At 47.2% G+C, this 26,182-nt stretch carries 23 protein-coding genes and 2 tRNA genes; 9 read left to right on the forward strand and 16 right to left on the reverse strand.

The features are described from left to right. Positions 1 to 694: 694 nt before the first annotated feature. Positions 695 to 1,234, forward strand: a complete 540-nt coding sequence (locus tag TSUB_RS24595; RefSeq protein ID WP_087020174.1) for an LA_2272 family surface repeat-containing protein — start codon at positions 695 to 697, stop codon at positions 1,232 to 1,234. A 63-nt stretch (positions 1,235 to 1,297) separates the two neighbouring features. Here the strand turns inward: TSUB_RS24595 and TSUB_RS24600 are convergent, their stop codons facing one another. Then, complete coding sequence (locus TSUB_RS24600) at positions 1,298 to 2,428, reverse strand: fumarylacetoacetate hydrolase family protein (protein ID WP_087020177.1); 1,131 nt, start codon at positions 2,426 to 2,428, stop codon at positions 1,298 to 1,300. An 83-nt stretch (positions 2,429 to 2,511) separates the two neighbouring features. Between TSUB_RS24600 and TSUB_RS24605 the strand changes: the two genes are divergently transcribed. The 3 genes from TSUB_RS24605 to TSUB_RS24615 all read left to right on the forward strand — a co-directional run bounded on the left by TSUB_RS24605 (position 2,512) and on the right by TSUB_RS24615 (position 5,495). Beyond that, positions 2,512 to 3,171 (forward strand): response regulator transcription factor, encoded by a 660-nt coding sequence (locus TSUB_RS24605; protein ID WP_087020180.1) that lies wholly within the window; start codon positions 2,512 to 2,514, stop codon positions 3,169 to 3,171. After that, positions 3,168 to 4,361, forward strand: coding sequence for a sensor histidine kinase (locus TSUB_RS24610; RefSeq protein WP_087020183.1), 1,194 nt, complete (start codon positions 3,168 to 3,170; stop codon positions 4,359 to 4,361). Before TSUB_RS24605 ends, TSUB_RS24610 begins: the two co-directional genes overlap by 4 nt. A gap of 135 nt (positions 4,362 to 4,496) precedes the next feature. Next, on the forward strand, positions 4,497 to 5,495 hold the full coding sequence (locus tag TSUB_RS24615; protein WP_087020186.1) for a DUF2860 family protein: 999 nt from the start codon (positions 4,497 to 4,499) through the stop codon (positions 5,493 to 5,495). A 234-nt stretch (positions 5,496 to 5,729) separates the two neighbouring features. On the opposite strand, the gene TSUB_RS24620 is transcribed toward TSUB_RS24615, so the two are convergent. The 8 genes from TSUB_RS24620 to TSUB_RS24655 all read right to left on the reverse strand — a co-directional run bounded on the left by TSUB_RS24620 (position 5,730) and on the right by TSUB_RS24655 (position 14,882). After that, positions 5,730 to 6,479, reverse strand: coding sequence for a DJ-1/PfpI family protein (locus TSUB_RS24620; RefSeq protein WP_087020189.1), 750 nt, complete (start codon positions 6,477 to 6,479; stop codon positions 5,730 to 5,732). A 170-nt stretch (positions 6,480 to 6,649) separates the two neighbouring features. Further along, entirely contained in the window at positions 6,650 to 7,240 is a 591-nt protein-coding gene (locus tag TSUB_RS24625) for a TetR/AcrR family transcriptional regulator (protein ID WP_087020192.1), read from the reverse strand. 328 nt (positions 7,241 to 7,568) lie between these two features. Further along, positions 7,569 to 7,659: transfer RNA gene (locus tag TSUB_RS24630), tRNA-Ser, on the reverse strand. An 85-nt stretch (positions 7,660 to 7,744) separates the two neighbouring features. Further along, on the reverse strand, positions 7,745 to 10,399 hold the full coding sequence (locus tag TSUB_RS24635) for an ATP-binding protein (protein WP_087020195.1): 2,655 nt from the start codon (positions 10,397 to 10,399) through the stop codon (positions 7,745 to 7,747). Positions 10,400 to 10,407: 8 nt separating this feature from the next. Beyond that, positions 10,408 to 11,502, reverse strand: coding sequence for an ABC transporter substrate-binding protein (locus tag TSUB_RS24640; protein WP_087020198.1), 1,095 nt, complete (start codon positions 11,500 to 11,502; stop codon positions 10,408 to 10,410). Next, positions 11,499 to 13,694 carry a two-component system response regulator gene (locus TSUB_RS24645; protein WP_087020201.1) on the reverse strand — a complete coding sequence of 732 codons (2,196 nt, stop codon included), beginning with the start codon at positions 13,692 to 13,694 and terminating at the stop codon, positions 11,499 to 11,501. Before TSUB_RS24645 ends, TSUB_RS24640 begins: the two co-directional genes overlap by 4 nt. Before the next feature lie 213 nt (positions 13,695 to 13,907). Continuing rightward, positions 13,908 to 14,297 carry an NUDIX hydrolase gene (locus TSUB_RS24650; RefSeq protein ID WP_087020204.1) on the reverse strand — a complete coding sequence of 130 codons (390 nt, stop codon included), beginning with the start codon at positions 14,295 to 14,297 and terminating at the stop codon, positions 13,908 to 13,910. A 156-nt stretch (positions 14,298 to 14,453) separates the two neighbouring features. Beyond that, positions 14,454 to 14,882: a bifunctional diaminohydroxyphosphoribosylaminopyrimidine deaminase/5-amino-6-(5-phosphoribosylamino)uracil reductase RibD gene (locus tag TSUB_RS24655; protein ID WP_087020271.1), complete on the reverse strand. Its 429-nt coding sequence runs from the start codon at positions 14,880 to 14,882 to the stop codon at positions 14,454 to 14,456. A 161-nt stretch (positions 14,883 to 15,043) separates the two neighbouring features. On the opposite strand from TSUB_RS24655, the gene TSUB_RS24660 reads away from it, so the two are divergent. Continuing rightward, positions 15,044 to 15,895, forward strand: coding sequence for an SDR family NAD(P)-dependent oxidoreductase (locus tag TSUB_RS24660; protein WP_087020207.1), 852 nt, complete (start codon positions 15,044 to 15,046; stop codon positions 15,893 to 15,895). A gap of 25 nt (positions 15,896 to 15,920) precedes the next feature. Here TSUB_RS24660 and TSUB_RS24665 read toward each other — a convergent pair whose 3' ends face one another. Next, positions 15,921 to 16,823, reverse strand: a complete 903-nt coding sequence (locus TSUB_RS24665) for a LysR family transcriptional regulator (RefSeq protein ID WP_087020210.1) — start codon at positions 16,821 to 16,823, stop codon at positions 15,921 to 15,923. Between the two features lie 144 nt (positions 16,824 to 16,967). Between TSUB_RS24665 and TSUB_RS24670 the strand changes: the two genes are divergently transcribed. Together TSUB_RS24670 and TSUB_RS24675 are read left to right on the forward strand one after the other, a co-directional pair. Beyond that, positions 16,968 to 17,957: a zinc-dependent alcohol dehydrogenase family protein gene (locus TSUB_RS24670; RefSeq protein WP_087020213.1), complete on the forward strand. Its 990-nt coding sequence runs from the start codon at positions 16,968 to 16,970 to the stop codon at positions 17,955 to 17,957. A gap of 121 nt (positions 17,958 to 18,078) precedes the next feature. Then, entirely contained in the window at positions 18,079 to 19,410 is a 1,332-nt protein-coding gene (locus tag TSUB_RS24675; protein WP_221274619.1) for an IS4 family transposase, read from the forward strand. A gap of 52 nt (positions 19,411 to 19,462) precedes the next feature. Here TSUB_RS24675 and TSUB_RS24680 read toward each other — a convergent pair whose 3' ends face one another. From TSUB_RS24680 to TSUB_RS24695, 4 genes are all read right to left on the reverse strand, one after another. Beyond that, positions 19,463 to 19,954, reverse strand: a complete 492-nt coding sequence (locus TSUB_RS24680) for a rod shape-determining protein (protein ID WP_246616499.1) — start codon at positions 19,952 to 19,954, stop codon at positions 19,463 to 19,465. Positions 19,955 to 20,353: 399 nt separating this feature from the next. Next, positions 20,354 to 21,055, reverse strand: coding sequence for a monofunctional biosynthetic peptidoglycan transglycosylase (gene mtgA / locus TSUB_RS24685; protein ID WP_087019069.1), 702 nt, complete (start codon positions 21,053 to 21,055; stop codon positions 20,354 to 20,356). A gap of 24 nt (positions 21,056 to 21,079) precedes the next feature. Next, positions 21,080 to 21,586 carry a signal peptidase II gene (gene lspA / locus TSUB_RS24690; protein ID WP_087019071.1) on the reverse strand — a complete coding sequence of 169 codons (507 nt, stop codon included), beginning with the start codon at positions 21,584 to 21,586 and terminating at the stop codon, positions 21,080 to 21,082. A gap of 607 nt (positions 21,587 to 22,193) precedes the next feature. Next, a tRNA-Ser gene (locus TSUB_RS24695) sits at positions 22,194 to 22,284 on the reverse strand. Between the two features lie 543 nt (positions 22,285 to 22,827). On the opposite strand from TSUB_RS24695, the gene TSUB_RS24700 reads away from it, so the two are divergent. Further along, positions 22,828 to 23,805 (forward strand): TDT family transporter, encoded by a 978-nt coding sequence (locus TSUB_RS24700; protein WP_087019076.1) that lies wholly within the window; start codon positions 22,828 to 22,830, stop codon positions 23,803 to 23,805. A gap of 47 nt (positions 23,806 to 23,852) precedes the next feature. Here the strand turns inward: TSUB_RS24700 and TSUB_RS24705 are convergent, their stop codons facing one another. After that, positions 23,853 to 24,194, reverse strand: coding sequence for a hypothetical protein (locus TSUB_RS24705; protein ID WP_087019073.1), 342 nt, complete (start codon positions 24,192 to 24,194; stop codon positions 23,853 to 23,855). A 70-nt stretch (positions 24,195 to 24,264) separates the two neighbouring features. Then, positions 24,265 to 24,882, reverse strand: a complete 618-nt coding sequence (locus TSUB_RS24710) for a Crp/Fnr family transcriptional regulator (RefSeq protein ID WP_087019074.1) — start codon at positions 24,880 to 24,882, stop codon at positions 24,265 to 24,267. Between the two features lie 412 nt (positions 24,883 to 25,294). Between TSUB_RS24710 and TSUB_RS24715 the strand changes: the two genes are divergently transcribed. After that, entirely contained in the window at positions 25,295 to 26,041 is a 747-nt protein-coding gene (locus tag TSUB_RS24715) for an alpha/beta fold hydrolase (RefSeq protein WP_087025225.1), read from the forward strand. Positions 26,042 to 26,182 lie beyond the last annotated feature (141 nt).

Genomic DNA, 26,182 nt, shown 5'->3' on the forward strand with positions numbered 1-26,182 from the left:
GTATCTCCAAACTGAGTTGGTTCGGCACCCCATGAAGGGATAGCTCTAATTAATGATAGGCCAGTCTAACGTATAATTTTCGATTAACACAACGACCAGCACTGCATTTTTCGAAAAAGCACTTTGAGACTCGCCAGAAGGTAGCAAAACAGATACTTTCGATCCTTGTTCTGCGAATATATTCACAGTGAAAAGAAGATTCTCCTAACACCATTCGCTGAATATACGCATTAATGCCTAGCCGCTACCATTCCGCGCAACATTGTGCACGAATGTGCAATTGAATGCAAAATAACTCTGTCTTAATTGTCTAATTTGTTAGTACAAAAAAGCATCAATATGTGCAAGTTTACACCACTCTCACTACGGTGCAGCGGCGCAGCAACGTACAGCAGATAATCCCACAAAAGTTGAGAGGTTTGCCACGCCAAGGCTGACAGGCACTCAGCAAATAGAGACAGATATGACCCAAATACCATTGACCTCAATGACGTCATGCGGCCATTTCATACTGTTTTACACTTAGTTTCCTTTCGCAATAGCGCGCTAGGTCACAACGCAGGCTAATTTCACAACACCTCGTCCGCATTTCTCAACCTCGATACAGCAATTTGACACAATCTTGTCATTTCCGATTAAAAACCGCGTACCATCGGTCATCTAAGATAACCACGACATATTCAACAGGTTAAACATGAAAAGGACAGTTGTCTCTCTTTTACTCGCTGCCGCATTCTCCACTCCAGCAATGGCCGCTGATGCGACTCAACCATTTCAATTATCAGTACCAGGCCATAACCTTCCAGAAGGTGATGTAAAAGGTTTCCGTGCCACTGTGCTTTATGGTCAAACAACCAATGTGACTGGTTTAAACTTGGCGCTATTTGGTCTCGCGGAGTCTCAGCACTTTACGGGTCTAAGCCTCGACTTTTTTGGTGCTAACCGAACCACAGAATCTTCTCTAGGTTTGAAGGTTGGACTAGCAAACTGGAATGACGGTACTGCAAAAGGTGTCGAATTAGGCTTTGCCAACTACACAGGAGGCGAGTTTACCGGTTTGCAATGGGGTGCAGTGAACTACGCGGGTCGGCTCAATGGACTTCAGCTTGGCTTGTTTAACGCGACAGATCGCATTGAACAGGGCATCCAAATCGGCTTCATCAACTATGACAAGTCAGGCACATTTGTGAGCGAAGATCTGCCAGTCTTCCCGATCATCAATGCCCGCTTCTAATTAACGATTTCTTGTTCTACTCCGTTTCGAGCCAGCGAACGCTGGCTCTTTTTTTATCCTCTTCTACTTCTTAATCACATCAATGTTGATTTTCCCTAGATACGTCGCGGCCAACTGCACCTTGTCTCCGGGCTTAAGATAGCGGTCACCACCGACATTCTCTTCAATGTACTCTTCAATCACATAATTCAAAGGCCCAGAGTCTAAGAATGAAAACGTAAATAACCACTTCAGCCCTTTACGCACTTGATAACCCATACCAGGCGCATTGAAGACCACGCCTTCCGGCGTGCCGGTAATGACACTTTGCCCAGCTTGGATGTAAGTGTGTTCAAGCAAAGGAACTGGCTGCCCTTCATAACGCCACAAAGGATTAGTGCCATCTTTCAAAATCCACTCAATGAGCGCTGTAGGTGGCATGATCATCTCACTGGCTTGTGCATTTTGTCTTAGCTCTCCATTCACCCATGTTGACAAGGTGATTTCATTAACGAAGCTTTCCCAGTCACGAGGCACCACAATATAGGGGCCAGTAGGGAAACGGTCATCGCCACTTTTGGCATCTGAAAATCCATGTCCCGACGCAATATCATCCAGATTCAGGTTTCGCAGCAAGGCGGCGCGGTCTGTCATATCACCACACACAAACACCCCCGCCACCGCCGCTTTCGCTTCCGCTACCGACGCAATGTCTTGAGACCAACGTAAGCAAAGCTCCACCTCATAATCCAGCAACTGTTCTCCGTTGTAACTCAAGGTCGTGATTGCAGGCGTCGCTTGGGCATACTTTGGAAACAGAAAGACCTCATCAATCGAGGCTTCTTCCCCATGTTCTTCATAATTTGTCCCAGCGGCGACTTGCTCCCTCGCACCCCCTCCAGCTGGTAACAGAGTTTGATATTGATAGGCTTGTGTTTCTGCCACTGATGACTTCAAAGCAATACGTTCGTAACCAATTTTTTCAACAATCGCCAACGGGTCTTCCGGAAATACATTCAACATTTGGCTTAAGTTGATCGCTTCGATTTGATGACCCGTATCGCCCAGCACCAACAGCGTCTCTTTTTGGCCTTGCTGGTTGAGAATTTGAGCCAAGGTTACCGCCTTATCAAGTGGGGCAAGTTCAGACGCCAACGCGGCGTGAGTAGCGAGAGCAATACTTAACCCAGAGACGAACAATTTCTTAAACTTCATAACTTCCTCCTTTGTTTGATGTCAGGCAAAGTAGCAAGTCGAATGTCGCAAGTAGGTCACGAATAAGACCTTAGGACGATCAAATGCGAATTTTATTGGTTGACGATAACCATGATGCTATCGCCAATATGAGCGATTTCTTAGAACTGCACGATCACCAGGTCGATATTGCTTACCATGGTGAGGCCGCTCTGCAGTGCATTAAAAGCTTCAGTTTCGATGTGATTGTATTAGACATCATGATGCCCGTAATGGATGGGTTGACTGCCTGCCAGCAGATCCGACAGCTTACGGAAACGCCCATCATTTTTGTGACTGCCAGAGATACTTTGGAAGATAAGTTAGAAGGCTTTCGTGTCGGTGCCGATGACTATTTAGTAAAGCCATTTGCTCTGCCTGAAATGCTCGCCCGCGTCGAAGTCATTCATGCAAGAGCATCCGGTCAACACAAACAAATGCTCAGCTTTGGCGCATTGGCCTATGACCTGAGTAAGGATGAAGTCCGCCATCACAATGCACCTATCGCACTGGACCCAACCCAAAAACAGCTCCTCAAGCTCCTCCTTAACCATGCGCCTGCCATCGTCAATAGCCGAGATATGGCTTACGCCATCTGGCAAGAGGAAGACATTGATAGCAGTGCATTACGCACCCAAATCTATCGGCTACGAAAATCGCTACCCGATGGCATGTTGGTTACTGTCAGGGGAAAAGGATATCGATTAAGTGAGCAACACCAATGATTAGAAAACACCTGCGCAATTGGTACCGAACTAGCATTCGTCATCAGGTATTTACCGTGATTGCCTGCCTAACAACTGCCACCAGTATTGCCATTATCACCATTGCTTGGGCCGCCACGGAACTCGCCGCCGATGCCTTCATCAACCAACGCTTTATGACTCAGGTAGAGCAGCTCACAAAGCAGGCGCTCATCAACGAAGCCTGGCCAGACTTACCCTCTCATCTTCAGCGCTATGACCTCTCCGACACCCAAGTGCCCGAGTATCTGCGCGGATTGCATGTTGGCCTGACCGAACTTGAAACGCTCGATCGCCATGTATTCATCACCGAGAGCAACGCAAGTTACCCTCAACAATATTGGGTCTATCAGCCAGATCGAGACCCCGCGATTGTCCCCTATGGTGAAAGCGTCCGGATCCCCGTCCTCAGCATGGCTCTGCTAGTCGGTGTACTGGGTCTTATCACCGCCTATGTTCTTTCACGTCACATCACTCGGCCAGTATTGGCGCTGCAAGCGATGATCGCCAATGCCAGTATCGATACACCGCCACAAGATCTCCAACGCCAAGACGAGCTCGGTGACTTAAACCGTACTTATATCGACAATTTTCAACGCTTAGCCCAATTCATTGAACGCGAGAAACAATTTACTCGCTATGCAAGCCACGAACTACGTACCCCCGTCAATGTCATACGCGGCGCAACCGATCTACTTAAGATTCAACATACCGATCCAAAAAGCCAAAAACTGGTAGCGCGTTTTGAACGCGCACACACCGACATGACACAGCTAATCACGACCTTTTTGCTACTCGGTCGCGAGCAACAACCGCAAAACAACCTTTTTTTGAAGCGCGCGATTGAGCAGCAACTCGACGATCTCCATCACCTGCTCACTCAGCGTTCCATAACGGTAACCGCTGAGCTTAGGAGCAATATTCAACTCCCCGAACACTTCACCCAAGTATTACTCCACAATCTTCTTCGCAATGCACTCAGTTATGCCTTGAGCAGAGTGGAAATCCAGCTATCAGGCAATCGCTTATTCATCGTGAACGATATCCACCCACAACAAAATAGTGGCTTCGGGCATGGCCTCACCATCATTGACAGTATTTGCCAAAGCGCCAACTGGCAGTGCCATACCCGTATTCGAAAACAAACTTTTTATAGCTTGGTCTATTTCTAACCCACCCTCTGACTTGGCCAAAATGCAGAGGCAGACTCGCTTAACTGGCCAAGCGTTGCTCTACAACAGACTGTGACTCGGTTGTGACATTCAGGTCGATAAGATGACTCCACTTTCAAAGACAAGGAGTCCAACATGACTTTTCGCCCATTGCGCCAAACCCTTATGCTATCTGTTCCCGTTGCAACGGCTATCGCCCTATTCGCTCAACCTAGTTATGCCCAAGCCACCAACACCGATGACGGTCAGTTCTATGGCAACATTGGTCTTTACGTAGGCATGAGCGGCGAGCGCAACGCCCTGAGTACAGAAAGTAATAGTCTGCTACCCAGTTTAGGCATCACCCCAGACAGTGACAGCGAGGCTGTGTTTATCCCAATGTGGGACCTCAACTACCGTTGGACACAACATGAGGTCTACTACAAAACCGATATCGTCGGCATGGCAAGCGACTTTTATACCCAGTTAGGGTATCGCTATTACCTGACTGAATCCTCTTACCTTGCTGTCGGTTACGTACCAGGGCTTCTGACCAAGGAGGCATGGGCTGACCCTTATGCAGTTGGTGTCGAGAGACAAGAAACAGACTTAAGTGTCAATGGCTGGGTCTTCAACTATCACGGCGCGTTTGGCACGCCCTACAATTTAGAAATTGCTTTAGGCCAACGAGAAATCGATGATGAGCAGTCAGGGCAACAAGCGGGATTCAACACCGATGCACTCAGCCGAGAAGGGGATCTCCTCTACGCCGCTGTCAGTCGTGAGCACGCTCTATCAGAGATCTATGGCTTAGAGTGGGAAGTCCACTATTTAACCGCCGATATGAAGAGCGACGCCATGGCGAACGACCGCATTGGTGGTGAAATAGAAATGACAGCGCAATTTGGACGGCAGATAACCAAGTTTGGTGTAAGTGCCGCGCGCCAAGACTATGATGGTATTAATCCACTATTTAATCAGACACGCAAAGACACCCATATTGGCCTCTCCGCCACCTATATCTATGCGGCACCCTTTAACTGGCAAAGTAGCGCTTTTGTTGCCAGAGCTGGCTGGGATGAGACACGCTCAAACATCGACTTTTACGACTCGGAAGAGTGGCTCGTCACCGTCGGCATGAACTATCGATTTTAGCCTTTACCTAAGACGCTGATGCCGAAAATCGGCATCGCTATTCACTCAGCAACCTGCACACCGATTTTAATTTAGCCTAGAGCCCGCGTCACTCGCGCAGGCTCTTCTATCATCAAACCACCTCAAGATACTTGTTCAGCGAGAATTTCTAGGCTCGTCAACAAGGCACTGTTTTGAAGGTCTAGTGGGCTAAATCAAGAAACGGTAAGCGCTTACTGACGGGACTTTATCTCGCTAAAACAATCCTTCACCGATTGTGTACACTTTTGACTGTATCGCTGACTTTAGCGCTTGAGGCGCGGTGTTGTGATCCCCACAATTAAATGGCGGCTGCGGATCATACTCTAACAATAGCTCCATCGCCTGAGCTTGTGCTTCGCCTGCAAACTCCGCGATCAAAGTAAACGCAAAATCCAGCCCCGAGGTAATTCCACCACCACTGATACGATTGCGATCTTTAACAATGCGTTGATTGACATGGGTAACGTTAGGATAGCGTTTCAATGCATCAGCATAAGCCCAGTGAATGGCGGTTTGATAGCCATCGAGAAGCCCTGCCTCAGCCAATATCAACGCGCCAGTGCATACCGATGTCACATACTTGGCTTTTTCTCCGATATCGCGTAATCGGGAGATCACTTCAATATCTTCAACCTGTGTGATGGGGTTAGCCCCACCGGGGACGATCAGGACATCGATACTAGGACAATCTTCAAAACCGTAATTAGGCAACAAATCGACGTTTGCATCTGATCGCAGTGGTTTCACCTGCTTAGCAAAAGTAAAAACATTAAACTGATCACTTACCGCGAGGACCTGCAGCGGCCCATACGCGTCCAACATCGTCATATTTGGATAAAGGAAAATGCCAATATTTAACTTACGTTGATCAGTGCGATTAATACGAGAATCCGCCGCATCAGCGGCACCCACTACACATTTTGACTGCTTCTTTTTCTGGCAATACTGCTGAGCAATATTCATAGTAACTCCGGCTTCTATCGTAAGATGGCCAGAGTGTAATCTGTCGTATTTCCTCTCAACAGGAACAAAGTCACCTTGGCGTTCCAAATGGCACTTTCATGTCAAATAGTACCATTCGTCAAAATGCGTCTTTTCACTCTTAACGCGATGGCATCGTAAGATACAAAGCGCTACACAACCTCATTTGGCGTGTCTTCCAATGCTGCTAACACCAACGCTCTTGAGAAACACTGTAGGTTACGAGCCCGACGTTCAGCCACTTTCTGATTGGGAGCACTATTAAGTTGGATCAAGAAATCCATATAGAGCGCTGCAAGCGCACTTGATACCTCCGCCACACTTATTGCCCATTTAGCATCCGTAAAGGCCATACACAAACGCGCATTAATTGTGGCCGTTAAGCTCTCCCCCATTCGGCGTTCTGCATGCGGCCAATCACTGCCAAGCTTGTAAGCAATAGAGAGGCGTCCCGCTGTATTTCCTACCGCTTTCATTGCCAACGCCACCAGCATGGGACGCGGTGCTTCGCTCAGCCAGTCTTCGCGGCACTGCAAATCTTGTAGCATAGTGTCAAAAACACCGCGGTGCATTTCGATAAACAAATCGAGCTTACGTTCGTAATGACGATAGAACGTTGTTTTTCCAACATCAGCCAGACTAATAATTTCAGCAACCGTGATTTCATAATACTCTTTCTGCGTCAGTAGCTCCCTGAACGCTGACAGCAAACGCCGTTGACTTCGCTTTAGTACCTTGGCCATAGACGACAATCCTTACCCCTGATTTTCACTGCCTTGTTCTACTCTTACTGTTGAATCATAGACTTGGCAATCATCGACGAGGGGGATGTTGACATACCGCGTCGTCACGTCAACAACTTTATTTTTGTGGATATAATGGAGCCAGACTAGGCATAGAGGGATTTGACATCCCGGACAGCAAACGTATAAAGCAAAAATGCCACTGATTTCTCAGCGCGCTTTTTAAATGTGGTGGAGCCAGACTCGGCATTGGGGGATTTGACATCCCGGGCAGCAAACGCATAAAGCAAAAACGCCCACTGATTTCTCAGCGGGCGTTTTCTATATGTGGCGGAGAGATAGGGATTTGAACCCTAGATACGCTATTAACGTATGCCGGTTTTCAAGACCGGTGCTTTCAACCACTCAGCCATCTCTCCGTAAGTGGGGCGCATGATATCGGGGATGCCGAGTGCTGTAAAGTAAATTTCATCAATCCGCGCTCAAGCGCGCAATAATTGAACATCACGGCGCATTTGTCGGCAACATTAAGGCAAAAGTGGTGCCTTGACCTGACTCACTAGTGACTTCGATTGACCCGCCAATCACGCCCGTCACTAAGTTATGAATAATGTGCATACCCAACCCTGACCCACCACTCCCCATTTTGGTGGTGAAGAAAGGATCAAAGATTTTTGCTTGGATTTCTTCTGACATGCCCAAACCATTGTCGCTAACCAGAAGTTGGACATGGAAGCGGTCAATGATGTCGGCATGCACCGTGATGACACCTTCTTGCTCTTCCTCAAAGGCATGCACCAACGCATTTTGCACCAAATTTGTGAGCACTTGTCCAAACTCGCCAGGATAGCTGTCTAAAAAAACATCATCAGCGATTTCTACTTTAAACGTAATGGGGCGATATTTGTAACTCGGCTTTAGAGTAACTAACACTTCTTCAACTACATCCAACAACGAGAAGTAGCGACGCTGACTACTGGTGCGGTCGACGGCGACTTGCTTAAAGCTAGCAACGAGATAAGACGCTCGCTCTAAGTTGCGCAGAATGATCTCTGAACTTGTCTCTAAATCCACCAAAAATCGGTCTAATACCGATTTTCGCAAGCCTTCTTTCAGCGCTGTTTGGAACTCTTCCTGCATGTTTTGCAAGGTTGACGCGGCCATTAAACCATTACCCAATGGTGTATTCAGCTCATGAGAGATCCCCGCCACCATGCCGCCAAGTGCCGACAGCTTCTCTGACTGTATCAACTCATTCTGTGTCGATTTCAGTTCGTTTAACGTCGTGCTTAACTCTGCATTGGCATCTTGCAGCGCTTCAGTCCGCAACTGTACTGTCATCTCTAGCTCATCGTTAAGCATCGCGAGTTGATAGCGCATTTCATATTCAGTCGTGACATTGCGGTAGACAAAGATACTGAAGGCTTCGTTGTCTACCTCCATCATCGTTGCTGAAATCTCGCACAAAAAAGGGTTCCGCGCCTTATCACGCATCCAGACAAAGAACTGAGAAACCGCTTTATCTTCTATAAACTGCGTAACCATGCGAGAGCGATCATCTTGCGACAACCATCGATCACCACCGCGATCGACACTGCCGACGAAATCATCACGTTCAATGCCAAACTGCTCACACAACATCTGATTGGCATCGATAATGAGAAAGCCAAGCTCTCCAGCGTAAGTCGCGACCATCATGGCCGCTGGCGCGATCTCCAAGATCTCATTGGATCGCCGTTGCGCTTTGACCAAGGCCTCAGCCATACTCACCTGACGAGTCACATCAACAAGCATACACACTAACTGCTCTTTCTCGCCTCGAATAGCAAACAGCGACCCTAAGAAATGCTTCGGAGGCCCTTCTCGCGAATCGATCGATATGTCGTTAACTGCCTGACCTTGGCTCAAAACTTGTTCAAACAACAGGTTAAAATCGATACGCTCACTGTCTACCACCAGTAGATCAGATAAGTAGCTCTCCTTAATAGATTCAGCAGAAATGTTTAAGGTTTCGCTCGCGACGGGATTGCAGTCTTGAATTTTGCCCGCTTTGGACAGTTGCAAAATGGCCACCATTGGCGAGTTATCCAGCAACGCTTTGACATGTTGCTCACTCTCTAATGCCTGCTGCTCTTTTTCTATGATGCGCTGTGCCATCGCGCAGATATCTTCACCCAGTGTATTGAACTCTTTGATGACCCCTTCTAATGCGACTGGAGAACCACCAGCAGCAATCCGCTTAGCCTGCTCTACTAAGGCGAGTACTGGCCGTTGAATCAGCATCGCACACCACGGCGCCAGTAAAATAGCCATCACCATCGCAAGCAACAAGCTAAACACAATGCCAATCACAAGTTCACGAATCGCGGGGTTTTCCATTTTTGCGGGCACTCCGACGATCACTCGCCACCCTAAGTAAGGCACGTCTGCAGTTGCTGCATAAACCTGCTGGCCAAGTAGGTCATACACTGCCGTATCATCTGATTCTAAGCCTTGCCCGATGGCACTTTGTGACCAGTTATGAAATTGACTCGTATGCTGAACGTTATCAGAGACCCAGTCACCAATCGCATCAATCACTAGTACTGGCGTATTGATATGGTTAATCCATTCATTCGCCATCCCCTGTAATTGGTCGAAACGCATCTCTGCAATCAACACCCCGTAATCAGCTTTAACACCGAGTGCGACCGTTGAGCTGCCATTGAATGGTGAGAAAAAGTTATCACTCCATAGTGTCTGCTCGTCATCAAATACCTGCTTAACGAGCTTGTTACTCGACATGTCAAAACCCAGTAACTGGCTATCTTGAAGCGCACTATGATCATAAATAGCGTAAATTTTTCTACTGCTATCAATGAGATAAAGACGGGATAAAGTGGGATTATGCGTCAAGGCTTCTTGCAAAAGGCGATCACGTAATGCTGTGTCACCCATGGCACTGATCCCCGCAACACTGATCACCGATTGCTCAGCCGTATCCAGCATCGCGCCTAATAAACTGGCCACTGTACTGGCTTGATACGTCGCATCTGCTTTAGCTTCTTTTATGCGAACGGGTAAACGCTGACTGATCAGCACTAGCGCGACAAGTAAAAAAACAACGGTCACTAGTCCGATGAAGCTCAATACCAGTAATCGCTTAATGGTAACTTTCACAACATCTCCTAAGGTGACAGCATTAAGGGTTTGAACTCACCTTTCTCAATCACGGTTAACACAATCGCCCGTTTGACATCGCCGAAGTCATCCACTTCCATCTCGCCTTGCAATCCGTCAACCCTGCGCGGCAAGGTGATCGTCTCAAACTCCGCTAAACTGTCTGTGACGAAGCGGGTTGCCTCATAGGCCGATAAAGAAGGGAAATCGACCTGCCATTCAAAGCGCGCAGTGTAGCGCTTAGCGAAGTCTTGGTAGGAAGGGTGTTCACTCTGGAAGTTATAGGGCTGAGGATGAATCATGCCTTCAATGGCGAGCCCACCAAGCTCAAGGAGTGCCGTTGTCGCAGAAGCATCCGTCCCCACAAGCATCGCTGATGGAAAATTCTCATACACTAATTGTGCGAACTTAGCCGTTTGCACCGATTCCGCAACAACGACAAATGCCCCAGCGCTGAGGCCTTCGGTCACTTCATGAAAAAACGCGCGATAGTGTTCGGTATCACTTTCGCTAAATGGCCCTTGCACCAGCGAGACTCCCGTCCCTTTCAACTCTTCTTCAAACACACTCGTCCAGTCTTGACCATAGGCAGCATTCGCTGTCGTATAGAAGACCACCACGGTTTTCAATGCCTCATCTTGTAGTAAGTAGTTAACCACAGCGCGGGCGTACGCCTTATTATCTGCAGTAGTACGCCAGAAATTATCATCAATCCCAGTGAAAATCGTTGAGGTCGCCGTCGGACTAATCAAGGTAAGACCGTATTGGTCAGCACTCGCTTTCCAGTCTTTGACTTGGCTACTTAACATAGGACCAATCACCCACTTAATCCCTAGGCTTGTCATCTCGGCGAAAACACGATCTGCACCTTCGACATCTGGCGGACAGTTACGAATCACCAGCTCAAAACTTGCCTTGCCATCATAGGCTTGGTTAGCGTCTTCAACTGCGATAATAGCACCATTGCGTGTGGCTTCGCTCAGTTCGACCGAACTCCCTGACAGACACGCAATGAAACCCAACTTGTAGTGAGGCGAAGAGAAACAACCACTCAACATCCCTAGACTCAACAACAGCAGCGCGAATAATCGCGATGTCCTCATTCGTTATCCCTCCCCACATCGCGTTTTTCGAGCCAACTAAGCAACGCCTCCATCGGCATCGGCTTGGCAAAGAAGTAGCCTTGCGCTTGCCCGCAGCCCAACAGCTTTAAGCGCGCGAGTTGAGAAACCGTTTCAACACCTTCTGCCAGCACAGTCATATGAAGCTGTTGACCTAGCGCAATGATCATTTCAGCAATACGCTGACCATCATTGGAGTCGGTCAGCTTATTGATAAACGAACGATCTATTTTGAGCGTGTCCGCACGCAAGCCATCAAGATAAGAGAGAGAAGAGAACCCGGTACCAAAATCATCGATGGCAATCGTAAATCCCTGCTCAGACAGCTTTTGCAGCTTATGGTGCGTATCTTGGATATTGAGCATCCCTACCGATTCGGTAATTTCCAACTCAAACTCCGTCGCTTTCGAAGGCGCACTCAGTAACGTCTCTTGTAAAGTGTCAATAAAGTCAGCTTGCTGGAATTGAACCGCAGAAATGTTCACGGCCACCTTGATGTCATACCCTGCGTCTAGCAGGATTTGACTGGCCAACTGAGCCTCTTTTAGCACCCAACGCCCTAGCTCGACAATGAAACCCGACTGTTCGGCAATAGGAATAAATTGTGCAGGTGGAATGATAGCACCGTGATGATCAGTCCATCGCAACAGGGCCTCGACACCAAAAACTTTTTCCGAGGTCAAACTGACCTGTGGTTGAAAATGCAAAGAGAACTGTGATTGCACCAAGCCCTGCTTCATTGCCTTGAGCATCATTGAGTGCGAGTGCATTTCCGCCAGAATGGCGTTCTCAAACAACACGTGGCAGTTGTTACCACTACGCTTCGCCCGCTTGAGCGCAATATAAGCTTCGTTCAACAACGTTTGGCCGGTTTGATCACTGCCCCATCCTGCGGTACCTGCGCTCACCGTTAAGCGATGAATATGGCTATCAATCATAAATGGCGCGTTGAAGCGTTCCATTAGTGCCTCAACAACCAAGTTCCCGATGGGGTAAACAAGCGCAAAAACATCGGCACCAATTCTTGCTATGTAACCATTAGGGGGCAGCTCTTTTTTTAAACGCTGCATCGCTTGTCGCAATACTTCATCGCCATAATCATAACCAAAGGTATCAACGACTAAAGAAAAGTCATCGATATCAATCAAGCTAAGCGCCATGCTTTGGGTATTAAAATAACGCTGATCTTCCAAATAACGCAGTAACGCATTGCGATTCGGGAGTTTGGTCAAACGGTCAACGAACGCAACGTAGCGTAACCGTGATACCGAGTTGGTGTTTTTCGCACACAGCATGATGTTGCGGGTTAACATCGCTAACATATCGTGACCAATCAAGTCGCAGGCGTTCTCGACTTCAACCCCCACCACATAACGATGTAACGGCTCAGGCTCGACAAGCAACATTAAAAACTGATTATCAGTCACCGATTGCTGTTCATGGAAAAGCGTTTCAACTTGCAAGCGATAAGGCGTGATATTCGCCTCGTCAGCATATCGGCCACTCCCATACACAAACGTCGGATCATCGCCGCTTTCGACGCCCCAATAGTAAATAAAGCCGTTATCTTCTACCTCAAACATATTGGCCAGTTGCGACAACAAGTTCATGGGGAACTGCTGCACATCATCAATATGTATTAACAAGTTAGACAGCTCAAGGATTTGGCTTAGCCGCAGTTGTTGGCGATTGAGTCGAGAGATGTGTTGATACGCACGAATGGAAGAGGCGATGGTCGTGTAAAGCTTCTCGCGAGTGAGCTCTGTTTTGGTTTTGTAATCGTTGATTTGATACTTTTCGATTGTATCAAGTTCGGGCGCATATCCTGGCTGGCCAGTACGCAAAATGATTTGTACATTATGGTCGCAGATATCATCACGGATTACCGAGACCAACTCCAAGCCGGCAATTTCACTTTCCATGACAACGTCTAGTAACATGACGGCGGGCTTGTGCGCCTTAATCAAGGGGATCGCTTCACTCGCGGAGTAAGCGTCAATAAACTCAATCCCCATGCCTTGGATTTTAGCGTCTTTGAGTCCGTACTTTGTTGACGCATGAACATCTTCATCGTCATCAACGATAAGCACTACCCAGCGCTTAGCCTCTTCTACTAAGTCTGCTGTCGGCTCATCATTAATAAATTCAACTAACTCGTTGTCTTTTGCCGACAAGAACTACCTCCAAGCGACGACTAACCTGCTCTTACAAATCTAGTTCATATGCGTCAGTTTGCGAGACAGCTCGGATAAAATAATTCACAAAACAAATTTCAAGACAAAAACCATGCACTAAAAGGAATAGAAACAAATTTCCCAACAAGGTATCTGAAACAGAAAGGGATTTGCTGCCAACGTCAACAATGACAGCAATAGAGGAAGGGAAGGCTAGCGCGAGAGGATAAAGGTCACGAGCTGTTGAGCCGCTGGCGCACAACAGTGGAGAGTCTCAAGATCAACCCATGCAACAGTCTCGATCTCAGCATTAGGCACAATCTCGCCGACATAATCGGCACTGTAACATGCCATCTCGACATCCGTATTGGGTAACCCATAAGCAATATCATGGATCGTAGTCACGTGTCGCATCGTCTCTTCTTTGAGCGTCACCGAGAGCTCTTCCGCTATTTCTCGGCATAGTGCCTGCTTTGCGGATTCCCCCAACTCAAATTTGCCGCCTGGAACAAAAAACTTATCTTTGTTTTTCGACTTCACGCAAAGCACTTTACCGTCACGTCTGAGTACCCATGCCACACTTTTAAGTTTGCTTCTCGTCACCGGTAATTCCTCCTTTACTTCAAGGCTAGCGATAAAAACAAGCAGAACAGCCCGTCACACACTCTCTCACACATGGGAAATCGTCGTCGTCATCCCACTAAGATTGCGGTAAGCCAACACCATGACAAGCGCTTTTTTTATCATTCTCGATGCCTATCAGCTTTGGCCTAAATAAGGCGACAAAAACGCTGCCACTTCTTTTTCATACACACCCATATCCACGGTAACGCCAGCAGCCTCGAGGATCGCTATGCCTTTACCATTATTTCTAGGGTCTGGATCTAACATCGCAACCACAACATGACGTATACCCACATCAACGAGAGTATTGGCACAAGCAGGGGTACGACCAACGAAGGCACATGGCTCTAACGTCACATACGCTGTTACACCTACCATTGAAGTATTCTTTGCGTTGTTAATCGCTTCTACTTCAGCATGATGACCACCAATGGCTTGCGTATAACCGCTTGCAATGACATATCCTTCCTTAACCAAAACGCACCCTACAGGTGGGTTGGGACGGCACTTGGGCAAAGCCTTTTTAGAGACCTCTAGTGCCTCCCTCATCCATTTCTTATTCATCATTATCAACAAAATGTAAAAAGTGATTAGCCAAATACACCCATTATCAAATCAAATCTGCAGTGATAACCTGAACGCACTATCTTGGTTGATAGCGCGGTTATCCTCTAGCGCCGCAGAATGCCAATATCACTGAGTCCATCACAACGGAGCACACAAATATGTCATCGATTCAAACTCAATCTTTCGAGCCTAGCGATATGACAGGCAAAACGGTTTTGATTACGGGCGCGACAGATGGTATTGGCCGCATCACTGCGACCAAACTCGCTGAACTCGGTGCGACCGTGCTCCTACATGGCAGAAACCCCGCCAAAATTGATGCGGCAATCCAAGAGATCAAAGCAACAACAGGTAATGAGCACATCATAGGTTATCAAGCCGACTTTGCGGACCTCAATCAAGTGAAGCAGCTCGCCACCGCCGTGCAGAACGACTATTCCCGTGTCGATGTGTTAATCAACAATGCAGGTTTAGGGCCAGGAGACGAGCAAAGTCAGCTGACGACAAATAAAAGCATTCACGGTTATGAAATGATTTTTCAAGTCAATTATCTCGCTATCGCCATGTTAACACTTGCGCTGCTACCGGCGATAAAGCGGGCTCATGGCCGCATTGTGAATGTCGCCTCCGCGGCACAAGCGCCACTCGACTTCGACAACCTGATGCTGCAGGGCGGCTTTCCTGCCTATGCGCATAGCAAGCTTGCTGTCATCATGTTTAGTTTTGCGCTCTCTAAGCAACTCGAGGACGAGCAGGTTAACATCAATGCCTTAGACCCTGGATCTTACCTCAACACAAACATTGTCAAAGAGACATATGGCGGATCATCACGCAGTCCTGAAATCGGTGCATTGGCACAACTCCAGCTTGCGACAGGAAAAAATACCGCAGATATCACCGGCCGTTATTACTCCGAAATGAACGAAGCACGTGCCCATGCTCAAGCGTATGATAGTGCAGCACAAACTCAGCTACTGGCAAAAACGGAGCAATGGCTCTCAGCCCTGTAAACCTACATTGCCTCACCTTTCCTCTTTACGGGTGGGGCGTTTCCCAATAAGGCGGAGAAGCAAAGCGCGCTGTATAAAAGTCGATAAACGCTCTCACTTTCGGTGCCAAAAGTCGCGAACTAGGATACACCGCCCAAATCGCCGAGTCAGACTTTAACGGGTAATCATCAAGTACTTGCACCAACTCCCCCTTCTCGATCTGTTGATACACACTCCAGATCGAGTTAATTGAAAGCCCCAGCCCATCGACCGTTGCATTACGCATCGCTTCGCCACTATCTGTCCGAAAAACGCCACCTGTTTTTACACTTGTCACGCGCCCGTCCTGTTCAAAATACCAAGTCTCTAAACCCACCAAATTCACACATTGATGGTGATAAAGGTCACCGGGCACGTTAGGAACACCGTGCTTCTTTAGATAATCAGGAGACGCACAGACGATGCGCCTGTCCGTCGCCAACTTTCGGGCGATAAGTGTCGAGTCTTTCAGCTCGGCAACACGAATGGCGATATCAAAACCGCCTTCGACCATATCCACGATCGTATCTGAAAACCGAAAGTCGACGCTCAAGTCAGGATACATCGCTAAAAACGACGTTAACGCGGGCAACATGTGCATTTGACCAAAAGAAGCAGGTGCAGTTATGCGCAGTGTACCACTCGGCAGCGCACTGCCCGCTCCCACGGAAGCCCTTGCAGCTTCAATGCTTGCCAGAACCTCTTGCGCATGGGGTAAAAATGCCTGTCCCTCTTCCGTCAACGCGACTTTTCGCGTAGTGCGATGGACTAACCTTACCCCTAACCCGTCTTCTAACTTATTAATATGCGCACTTGCAACCGCAGGGGAAAGCCCGATCTCTCCCCCCGCTTGACTGATGTTGTGGGTTACCGCAACGCGTACGAACAACCTCAAGTGTTCAATATTCATACCGTTAATCGCCTCCAATTATCAACCAAATCTATAAAGTGATTATCTATATTTGGCAATTATCATTGCTGAACTTTAAAAATACAATGTCACCACATTCAAGAAAGACAGCGTCTCCCCTTACTGACTTAAGAGGCAAGTACAATGAAAGCAATGATCATCCGAGAATTTGGTGGCCCAGAGCGCTTTGAAGCCGCAGACATTCCAGCACCAGCGGTCAAAGCGGGTCATGTCGTAGTGAAAGTGGCAGCTAGCAGTGTTAACACCGTCGACACAATGATTCGCGAAATGGGTAAAGCGCTCCCTCTTTCTCCGGATTTACCTGCCGTGCTCGGCATGGACTTTGCTGGCACGATCACCGAAATCGGTGAGGGTGTCACGCATTTTCAGGTGGGTGATGAAGTGTATGGTTGTGCAGGTGGTCTCGGTGAACTTCAAGGCTCACTAGCAGAATATATGCTCGCAGATGCTCGCTTAATCGCACGTAAACCGAAAAACCTCACCATGCGTGAAGCCGCTGCGTTGCCGCTTGTTGGGATTACGGCATACGAAGGTTTAACTCGGGCTGGTGTTAAAGCTGGTCAAACCGTACTAGTTCACGGTGGCGCTGGTGGTGTTGGCCATGTCGCGTTACAGCTTGCGAAACACTTTGGTGCGATCGCCTCCGCCACTGCCAGCAATGACGCCCATCTTCATCTCGTGGAATCCTTGGGGGCTTCAGGCATTAATTATCATAATGAAAGCGTCGAAGAATACGTCTCTAAACATACTCAAGGTGCGGGCTTCGATGTCGTTTTTGATTCGGTGGGTGGCGCCAACATGGCGAACTCCTTTGAAGCAGCAGCATTGAACGGTCAAGTCGCCTCAACAGTTGCAATGGTCGACCTAGATCTTTCGTTAGCTCACTTCAAAGGACTTTCTCTGCATGTTGTCTTTATGCTTATTCCGATGATTCACAATCATGGCCGCCAAGCCCATCACGACATATTATCTACGTTGACGGACATTGCAGAGCAAGGGCACTTAAGACCGATTCTCGATGACACACACTATCACTTAGACGAAGTTGGCAAAGCCCATGCCCGTCTCGCCAGCCGCAAAGCGACTGGCAAGGTGGTCGTGGATCACACCTAATTCATCCCATCAAACAAAAACCGCCTTCATGGCTAACACCAATCAGTTAAGCCACTGATCAGTTGAATGATCCTACGGTTGAGTGAAAATACCCTCAGACATTAAGTTTGGGGGTATTTTTATGTTGGCACATTGGCTTATTGATGTTGATGATTTCGCTTCACCTGACTCACTCTCTTTATTTCAGAAAGAGCTGCCGCTTGAGTGGATTCAACAAGCACTCGATGACACCAACAAAGCAAGCTTACGGCGACGGAAGTTACCTGCTGAGCTTGTGGTCTGGCTGGTTGTAGGTATTGGTTTATACCGTGATAGACCGATTACCGATGTACTTGATAAATTAGACCTTAAGCTTTCTAACTCTCTAGGTGAATCCATTGCTCCAAGTGCGATCCCCCAAGCAAGAAAACGGTTAACAGCTAAACCTCTCGAAGCCCTATTTTCATTAACAGCACAGCATTGGACGCAAACAGAGGACAGTGATGATACATGGTTTGGATTAAGGCTTTTCTCTGTTGATGGAACACAATTTAGAACCCATGATACCCCTGCTCTTGCAGAGCATTTTCAATATGTTAAACACGGTAAAACGCGCCATACTGAATACCCAGTTGTAAGGTTATGTGCGCTTTGCTCCCTTCGAAGTCGCCTAATCCATAACGTCGCTTTTGGCCCTAGCTACAACGGTGAAGAAAGCTACGCTAAGCAACTCATTTCCTCTGCAACAGCCAACTCTCTGACTATTTTCGACCGATGTTATTTAGGTGCGGAGCTAATGATTAACTGGCAAAACCAACATGGTTCTAGCCACTGGATGACCCCTATTAAATCCAATACAAAGTACACAGTCATCGAGCAGTTAGATGAAGACGGCCGTGACTTGATCGTTGAAATGAATGTTTCGCAACAAGCTCGTAAAAAAGCTCCTCACCTACCTGAAAAATGGCAAGCAAGGCTTGCGCTTTATCCAGAAAAAGAACAACCCAACCATATAAAAGGGGTCTTGTCGTCCCTAACAGACAAAAAATATGCTCTGCAAGATTTACTTAATGTTTACTTCGAACGATGGGAAATTGAAAATAGTTACGGAGAGATAAAACACGATATGCTTGAGGACGAACTTCTGCTTCGAAGTCAGTCTGTCGAAGGTGTTGAGCAGGAGATCTGGGGTATCTTAATTGCCTACAATCTAGTTCGGTTGGAAATAAGTCGGATAGCAAAAGAAGCTAACGTATCGCCTTTACGGATCAGTTTTATGATGGCGCTAAGGGACATTCAGGATGAACTAATGTGGTGTGCAATCGCATCGCCTGGCTCAATACCCAAGAAGCTGAGGGCAATGCGAGAGAGAGTTAAACGCTATATTTTACCAGAACGAAAAAAACGGCCCAAATCGAGGACCGTTCGTATCAGTAAAACTCGCTATATGGTTCGCTCCAAACATCTTAATTGATAGGAGTTAGCCTTCATGGCGGTTTTCTAACGCGATTGTCGAATCAGCAAGCCTATTCACTGATACTCAAAGGAATAACATCTTCATAACGAGTTGAATGAGGATTCAATGGTTCGCCGACGTAGATAAGCACGTCCCTCGCTCCCGCTCCAAACGCCAGCTCGCGAAGAACACGCACCTCGACATGTGTGAGTCCCCCCTCTAACTTTTCTCGCTGATGCATGATAATACGGGGGGCGACACGCTGTTTGCCGTTATGTATTTCGAATACCGCATGTTGAAGCAGTTTTTCGGCAAGATAGAAGTCACGTACGAAAGATCGTGGATGATCGAAAGGGTTTTCACTGCGCACACCTTCTCCTGTCATACCGACAGCCTCCGCGCCACACGCTTTCACAAAAGGCTGCCCTTTCCGCGTTTCGATAGCAATATGGGGAATCATCGAAAACTGGCTATCATCCGACAATGAAAAAACACGAACCTGTGATTCTGTTAACTCAATCAATAAATCTAACGAGCGCCATCGTTTCAGTAAGCCAAACACCATTTTCTCCCTCAAAAAACAATCAGCATATACTCAAACCACCTCAAGATGCTTGTTCAGCGAGAGTTTCTAGGCTTGTCAACAAGACACTGTTTTGAAGATCTAGTGGACTAAATCAAAAAACAGTAACGACGGTGGCGAGCCTAAAAAACTCGCCCTTCGGGAAGCGACTAGCGCGCCGATTTCTGCGTTAAAGGTGTTTGAAAGGGGGAAGCCATTCCTTCACACCTTTGCCTTGAACTCGACGCGCTAGGCCGCTTCTGAATCCTGCATCTTGAGGTGGTTTGAGTATACGCATCATCAATTGCACGCTCTGTATGAAATTGTTAAACCTCACCGCCCCGCGAGTTCATAGCGTAATTTTAGTTCAAGCGTCATTGCTGAGCGGCTCACAAACGACTAGAACACCACCTCACCCAAATTGTTCATTTGTCGCAATACCCAACGGGAACGTTGCTGAACATACTGACTCATCGGCACAGGTTTAATGCGATAGGGATTCGGCAACACAACTGCAAGTTGTGCCGCTTGTTGGCGTGACAGCTGCTCGGCGCTTATTGCAAAATAGTTTTGACTCGCCGCCTCGATACCATAAAGGCCCGGTCCGAACTCAATCACGTTCAAATACACTTCCATGATCCGTGATTTACCCCAAATCCATTCAAGCAACAACGCAAGATACAACTCGTAGGCCTTTCTGAGGTAAGTTTGGCTCGGAAAAAGAAAAACATTTTTTGCCGTTTGCTGCGTAATCGTACTTGCACCTCGGGCGCCTTTTCCGTCTAAGGCTTCACGTATCACCGTCTGCAACGCATCAACATCGACACCACGGTGCTGCGCAAAACGCTGATCTTCTGAAGCAATGACCGCCTGAGGCATATGAGGAGAGATAGCGCTCAATGAGACCCACTCATGAACAGTTTGAGAGGGGAAACCCTCAGGTGGGAAGAGCGCACGATGTATCTTCCACCCCCAAATTGGTGGATCGACAAATTTAAAGAGAACCACCAACACAATGGGGGCCAAGAGAAAAAAGGCAGCAGTGTAAAACAGCCACTTTCGCAGTGAGCGAAACAAGGATTTCACCTTGCTTGATATCATCGTGCCTCCTGTCTGCTATGTGTCTCAGTGTGTTGATGTCTGTGTTGAAGGGATTGATTCCTGCCGGGTGAAAACCAGCACAGCCGCCCCCACAAGAATGACCATGTCCGCGACATTAAACACCCCAGTACGGACGGAACCCAACCCTAGGTTCAAGAAATCTATCACCGCCCCATTGTTGACCACTCTGTCATAAAAATTGCTTATCCCGCCTGCAAATAATAAAGACAGGCCAATCAATGTGTTTTGAGGAATCTTCCGATTTGCGAGAGAGTACACAGCCATTGCCAATAACATCATGCCGATGGCTACCACAAATAAACCATAGCGCTGCGTAGGCGGTAGCCCATTCCCTAAACCCAAAAATGCGCCAGTATTCTCGGCATATCCAAGGCGAAACAGATCAGAGAAATAGGAAAAAGCATGGTCTCGAGTTAAGTAGGTGGCTGCGAGGTGTTTTGTTAACTGGTCGATACCAATAAACACGACGCTAATTATTGAAAAGATCTTCAATCGGATACGAAAGCTCATCATCATTCCTTGAATAACTACAGATGCAACCTCCTAGTGTTGATGATTTTGCCTACAAATAGCAAGCCACGAATAAAAAGAGCCATTTGCTGAATGATACATATACTCAAGCCGCCTCTAGATACTTGTTCAGCGAGAACTTCTAGGCTTGTCAACAAGGCTCTGTTTTGAAAGAGGGCTAAATCAAAAAACGGTAACGACGGTAGCAAGCCTAGAAGACTCGGCATAGAGGGATTTAAAATCCCGGACAGCAAATACACAAAGCAAAAACGCCCACTAATTTCTCAGCGAGCGCTTCTAAAAATGTGGCGGAGCCAGACTCGGCATAGGGGGATTTAAAATCCCGGACAGCAAATACACAAAGCAAAAACGCCCGCTGATTTCTCAGCGGGCGCTTCTAAAAATGTGGCGGAGCCAGACTAGGCATAGGGGGATTTAAAAATCCCGGACAGCAAATACACAAAGCAAAAACGCCCACTGATTTCTCAGCGGGCGCTTCTAAAAATGTGGCGGAGCCAGACTAGGCATAGGGGGATTTAAAAATCCCGGACAGCAAATACACAAAGCAAAAACGCCCACTGATTTCTCAGCGGGCGTTTTCTATATGTGGCGGAGAGATAGGGATTTGAACCCTAGATACGCTATTAACGTATGCCGGTTTTCAAGACCGGTGCTTTCAACCACTCAGCCATCTCTCCGTTGTTGGTGCGCATAATATAGAGCTGCGCCGAAGCTGTAAACCCTTTTTTTGTAGGGTTTATACTGTTTGCTGACAAAGGCATCAAGATGGCCGCGATTCAAACAACGCTTGTCTAGCATATGATCACCTCAGCGTGATCATCGCTACTTTTCATTTCTTCACAAACAGAAAAGCCGCACTAGTGTGCGGCTTGATTAAACGCTAAGTCTCAGTTGCCGATCCACTCATTACGTTGAGTTTGCCGTTGTCTAGCCCGCATATTGCGTGGCTGCACTCTATATCGGATCAGCTATTTCCATTTTTCTGTGTAGCACCAAATTGTTAAGGTAACTCACCCTGAGCCGCACGATTAACGCTATGAAACGCTTAACCTCCGTAAGCCGAGATGAACTTTAAGGCTCATTTAAGTTACAATTTAATCATGAGCCCAAATTGGCGATTTGGCAAACTTTTATGGCTGTTTTTCAGTCAGCTTCACAAATTATCTCGCTACTTTTATCAGGTTTATCAATATAATTCATTAGAATTCAGTCCATTACAGATGAATAACACTTTGCTTGCTCATTTACTGCAACTCATCCGGCGCGTCCCCACAGCGCAGGCCGCTCTCGCATTAGGCACCATGGGTGTTGGCCTAGCTTGGTCACTGTTTGTGCCTCAATACGCGAGCTTTCTACGTCCCTTCTTCACCACACTTGGGGCATGCTTTCTATTTCCTGTTCTCCTGAAGTATATCATTACCCCATCGCTTATCTGGCGGGACTTACAACACCCGCTATACGGTAGCTTGATGGCTCCCATTACGATGTCATTGTTGGTTCTTTCCGATTACCTCTCTGGCTATTACGGTACACAGGCACGCTTTCTCTGGTATCCGGCAATGACGCTGCACTTTAGCTTTATGGCCGTGTTTTTCTTTCATCAATTTCGGCATTTCAAGCTCACCAATATTGTGCCCAGTTGGTTTCTATATCCCGTCGGCGCAATCAGTGGCACCCTCGCAGGCCCCCAGCTGGGATACACCGAATTTGCATTAACCATGGCGCATATCTGCATCGCTCTCTATTTCATCATTTTACCCGTGATGTTATATCGACTTATTTTCGCTCCACGCTTACCTAAAGCCGCTCGTCCAACGCTTGCCATCATGGCAGCACCTATCAACTTAACGTTAGCGGCATATATGCAGAACTTTGCCGACCCAGATCCCATTCTTACGGGTGCACTTGCAGGGTTAAGCTACACCATGACGTTCTTTATCTATCTCTGCTACCCCTACTTGCTGAAACAGCCCTTTCACCCTTCAATCGCAGCAATTACGTTTCCGAGTGTTATCGGTTCAGTCGCCACAGAACGCACCATGCGTTGGCTTGCCACTGACTATCCACATTGGAACTGGTTAAGCTGGATGGGGCAATTTGAAGTTTTGTTTGCGAGTGCCATGGTGTTATGGGTCTTTGCAGGCTACAGCCGCTACTATTGGGCGCGGATTGACCTGATATTCCTTCGCAATCGCTAGTACTGAAAAGGCCAAAAGGCTCACCTCAATGGTGAGCCTTTTTTCATTCACGACCTATTTTTTGGCCAATGGCCAGAAACGACAAAACGAGGAAAGGTATAAAGCTGTTCGAGCAAAACCCGCACAACCGCATTCCCTAAACCGGTAAATGCTTCAGGAGGGTTCACCTCTTGTTTGTGCCCAATACCTTGCATGGCTATCGCTGATATCATCGCCGCGCCAGCCAGTACAAGCGAAGAATGATCTTGGTCGATAATAAAATAGATACCACTATAAAAACCGACATTAAAGCAAGGGACCGTAAGAAGATGAATCCAGAAATTTCCCTTGTGGGCATGAAACCGAGCATACCCTTCTCGTTGATGTGTGACTAAGGCTCGGATCGACATATTCTCCCTCACTCAACATTGCCAATTCACTCAGCTGGCATCCTAACGAGCGCTTAACGTTACCGCATTATCATTTGGTAACTAGGGCCTGCTTTTTAATCCGGCTTAGTGACTGAGGGGTGATACCAAGATAGGCCGCCACATAATGCTCGGGAATCTGCTGCAGCGACTTCGGCATCCCTTTCAGCATTTGCGCATAACGTTCCGCCGCCGTGAGAGTTAAAAGGGATAACGCCCGCTGTTGCGTAATACAATAAGCTTCTTCAGCCACCTTGCGGCCAAACCTTCCCCACTCAACCTGAGACTCATACAGCGACAGTACCTTTTCATACGGGATGGCGATGACAACCAAATCCGTCAAGGCTTCAAAATAGAGTTGCGAGGGCGATTGCTGCAGGACGCTGACAAAATCAGTCAAAAAGAGGTTCTTTAACGTCGCCTGCGGTTCGTAAAAATTGAATGACACCGTATACTCTCGGCCATTCGCATCAATGACAAATGAACGAGCGACACCTTCACAGAGAAACATTACTTGCGCGCATACCTCACCGGGGTTGCCAAGCTGCGTACCAGAAGCCACCCGTTTTTCCGTAAGATACGGACGTATTTGCTGCCAAGAATCGTCAGAAATAGGGGCGACTGACTGCATCACCGTTTTAAGTCGCAGATCGTTCGAGTTTGGCATCATACCCCCAATAATTTCCTCTGATAATATAATTGTAAATAACTACAAACTAAAAATCTATTTTTTAACAGCCGTCTTAAAAATAACCCTTTTAAAAGACGTGTTAATTTCTGCCCCTTAACTGCATTCTTGTAAAAGTAAACATGTCCAACTGGACATTTATAAAGACTAATCCATCACTAAAACAAACAACTAAACCCCATCCAACCCAAGAATAAAGTGTTTATATATCATATAGATATAAAGATACTGTCCAAATGGGCAATGTAACGATCAAATTTACCAATTACAGAATTTTTGATGCAATATCTTGTCTTGAAACATTTAATACACCTTTAATAAATAACCGCTTTTCTTAATAAATTTCCTCTTTATATTACGCAAACTTCTTCAATCATGTTTAAAGGATTAAGTTATGACGATGTCAATTAAAGGCAATGGTAAGCCAATTATATTTCTCCCCGGTTTATTTGCAGGCGGCTGGATCTGGGATGATGTCAGTTGCCATCTCGCCAAAATAGGGTATTCCACCATCACATTTGATCAACCTATTCCTGACGCATTCAAAGGCGATATTGATTATGCGATCAAAATGCTAGAAGAAGCGGCGGCTCTCTGTGAGCAGAAACCCATAATCGCAGGTAACTCGATGGGAGCACTGATCTCTCTCGAGTTTGCTCGCCGCAACCCACAGGCGATTGAAAGTATTATCATGAGTGGTGCGCCTGGCCTCGAAGAATTAGAAACTGGAGTATCATTGGCGGAAGTACGCACAGGCGAACTAAAATACGCGCAGATTTTAGCTGACCGAGTCTTCTTCGATAAATCAAAGGTTCCTGTACGTGGCGTTGAGCAGATCGCCAATCTATTTAGTGATCGTCGTATTTTTGTCAACATTGCGCGATGGTTGGCGTTCAGTCGCGAGTACGACGTGCATGGCGCTTTCGATCAAGTGTCATTGCCAGTCAAATTCATATGGGGTGATCATGATTTGATCACGCCTATCGAGGCATGGTTAAAGATTTTTGAATCTCACGACAACGTCGAACTCAACATTGTTGAAAATAGCGGTCACAGCCCAATGTTAGAACGTCCCGAAATCTTTGCGCATTACATCAGTGATGTTATTCACCAAGAAGAAGAAGCGCTAGTCGCCTGTTAACAGCCCCCCCAATAATGCCACTTTAAAGGCCTTAACGTGGCACTCGCACCCTTGGGCGTTCCACCAAGGGTGCATTTTCCCAGAACGCAAAAAGGCGGACCTCGCGGCCCGCCTCTTCGCAGTTCAAATCATCGTGCGCTT

This window comes from Thaumasiovibrio subtropicus (assembly GCF_019703835.1).
Taxonomy (GTDB): Bacteria; Pseudomonadota; Gammaproteobacteria; order Enterobacterales; family Vibrionaceae; genus Thaumasiovibrio; species Thaumasiovibrio subtropicus.

What these genes read in the sequence shown, in the direction of transcription:
- TSUB_RS24595 (WP_087020174.1), top strand. Translation starts at nt 695, where the DNA reads ATGAAAAGGACAGTTGTCTCTCTTTTACTCGCTGCCGCATTCTCCACT.
- TSUB_RS24600 (WP_087020177.1), bottom strand. Translation starts at nt 2,428, where the DNA reads ATGAAGTTTAAGAAATTGTTCGTCTCTGGGTTAAGTATTGCTCTCGCT.
- TSUB_RS24605 (WP_087020180.1), top strand. Translation starts at nt 2,512, where the DNA reads ATGCGAATTTTATTGGTTGACGATAACCATGATGCTATCGCCAATATG.
- TSUB_RS24610 (WP_087020183.1), top strand. Translation starts at nt 3,168, where the DNA reads ATGATTAGAAAACACCTGCGCAATTGGTACCGAACTAGCATTCGTCAT.
- TSUB_RS24615 (WP_087020186.1), top strand. Translation starts at nt 4,497, where the DNA reads ATGACTTTTCGCCCATTGCGCCAAACCCTTATGCTATCTGTTCCCGTT.
- TSUB_RS24620 (WP_087020189.1), bottom strand. Translation starts at nt 6,479, where the DNA reads ATGAATATTGCTCAGCAGTATTGCCAGAAAAAGAAGCAGTCAAAATGT.
- TSUB_RS24625 (WP_087020192.1), bottom strand. Translation starts at nt 7,240, where the DNA reads ATGGCCAAGGTACTAAAGCGAAGTCAACGGCGTTTGCTGTCAGCGTTC.
- TSUB_RS24640 (WP_087020198.1), bottom strand. Translation starts at nt 11,502, where the DNA reads ATGAGGACATCGCGATTATTCGCGCTGCTGTTGTTGAGTCTAGGGATG.
- TSUB_RS24655 (WP_087020271.1), bottom strand. Translation starts at nt 14,882, where the DNA reads ATGAATAAGAAATGGATGAGGGAGGCACTAGAGGTCTCTAAAAAGGCT.
- TSUB_RS24660 (WP_087020207.1), top strand. Translation starts at nt 15,044, where the DNA reads ATGTCATCGATTCAAACTCAATCTTTCGAGCCTAGCGATATGACAGGC.
- TSUB_RS24665 (WP_087020210.1), bottom strand. Translation starts at nt 16,823, where the DNA reads ATGAATATTGAACACTTGAGGTTGTTCGTACGCGTTGCGGTAACCCAC.
- TSUB_RS24670 (WP_087020213.1), top strand. Translation starts at nt 16,968, where the DNA reads ATGAAAGCAATGATCATCCGAGAATTTGGTGGCCCAGAGCGCTTTGAA.
- TSUB_RS24675 (WP_221274619.1), top strand. Translation starts at nt 18,079, where the DNA reads ATGTTGGCACATTGGCTTATTGATGTTGATGATTTCGCTTCACCTGAC.
- mtgA (WP_087019069.1), bottom strand. Translation starts at nt 21,055, where the DNA reads ATGATATCAAGCAAGGTGAAATCCTTGTTTCGCTCACTGCGAAAGTGG.
- lspA (WP_087019071.1), bottom strand. Translation starts at nt 21,586, where the DNA reads ATGAGCTTTCGTATCCGATTGAAGATCTTTTCAATAATTAGCGTCGTG.
- TSUB_RS24700 (WP_087019076.1), top strand. Translation starts at nt 22,828, where the DNA reads ATGAATAACACTTTGCTTGCTCATTTACTGCAACTCATCCGGCGCGTC.
- TSUB_RS24705 (WP_087019073.1), bottom strand. Translation starts at nt 24,194, where the DNA reads ATGTCGATCCGAGCCTTAGTCACACATCAACGAGAAGGGTATGCTCGG.
- TSUB_RS24710 (WP_087019074.1), bottom strand. Translation starts at nt 24,882, where the DNA reads ATGATGCCAAACTCGAACGATCTGCGACTTAAAACGGTGATGCAGTCA.
- TSUB_RS24715 (WP_087025225.1), top strand. Translation starts at nt 25,295, where the DNA reads ATGACGATGTCAATTAAAGGCAATGGTAAGCCAATTATATTTCTCCCC.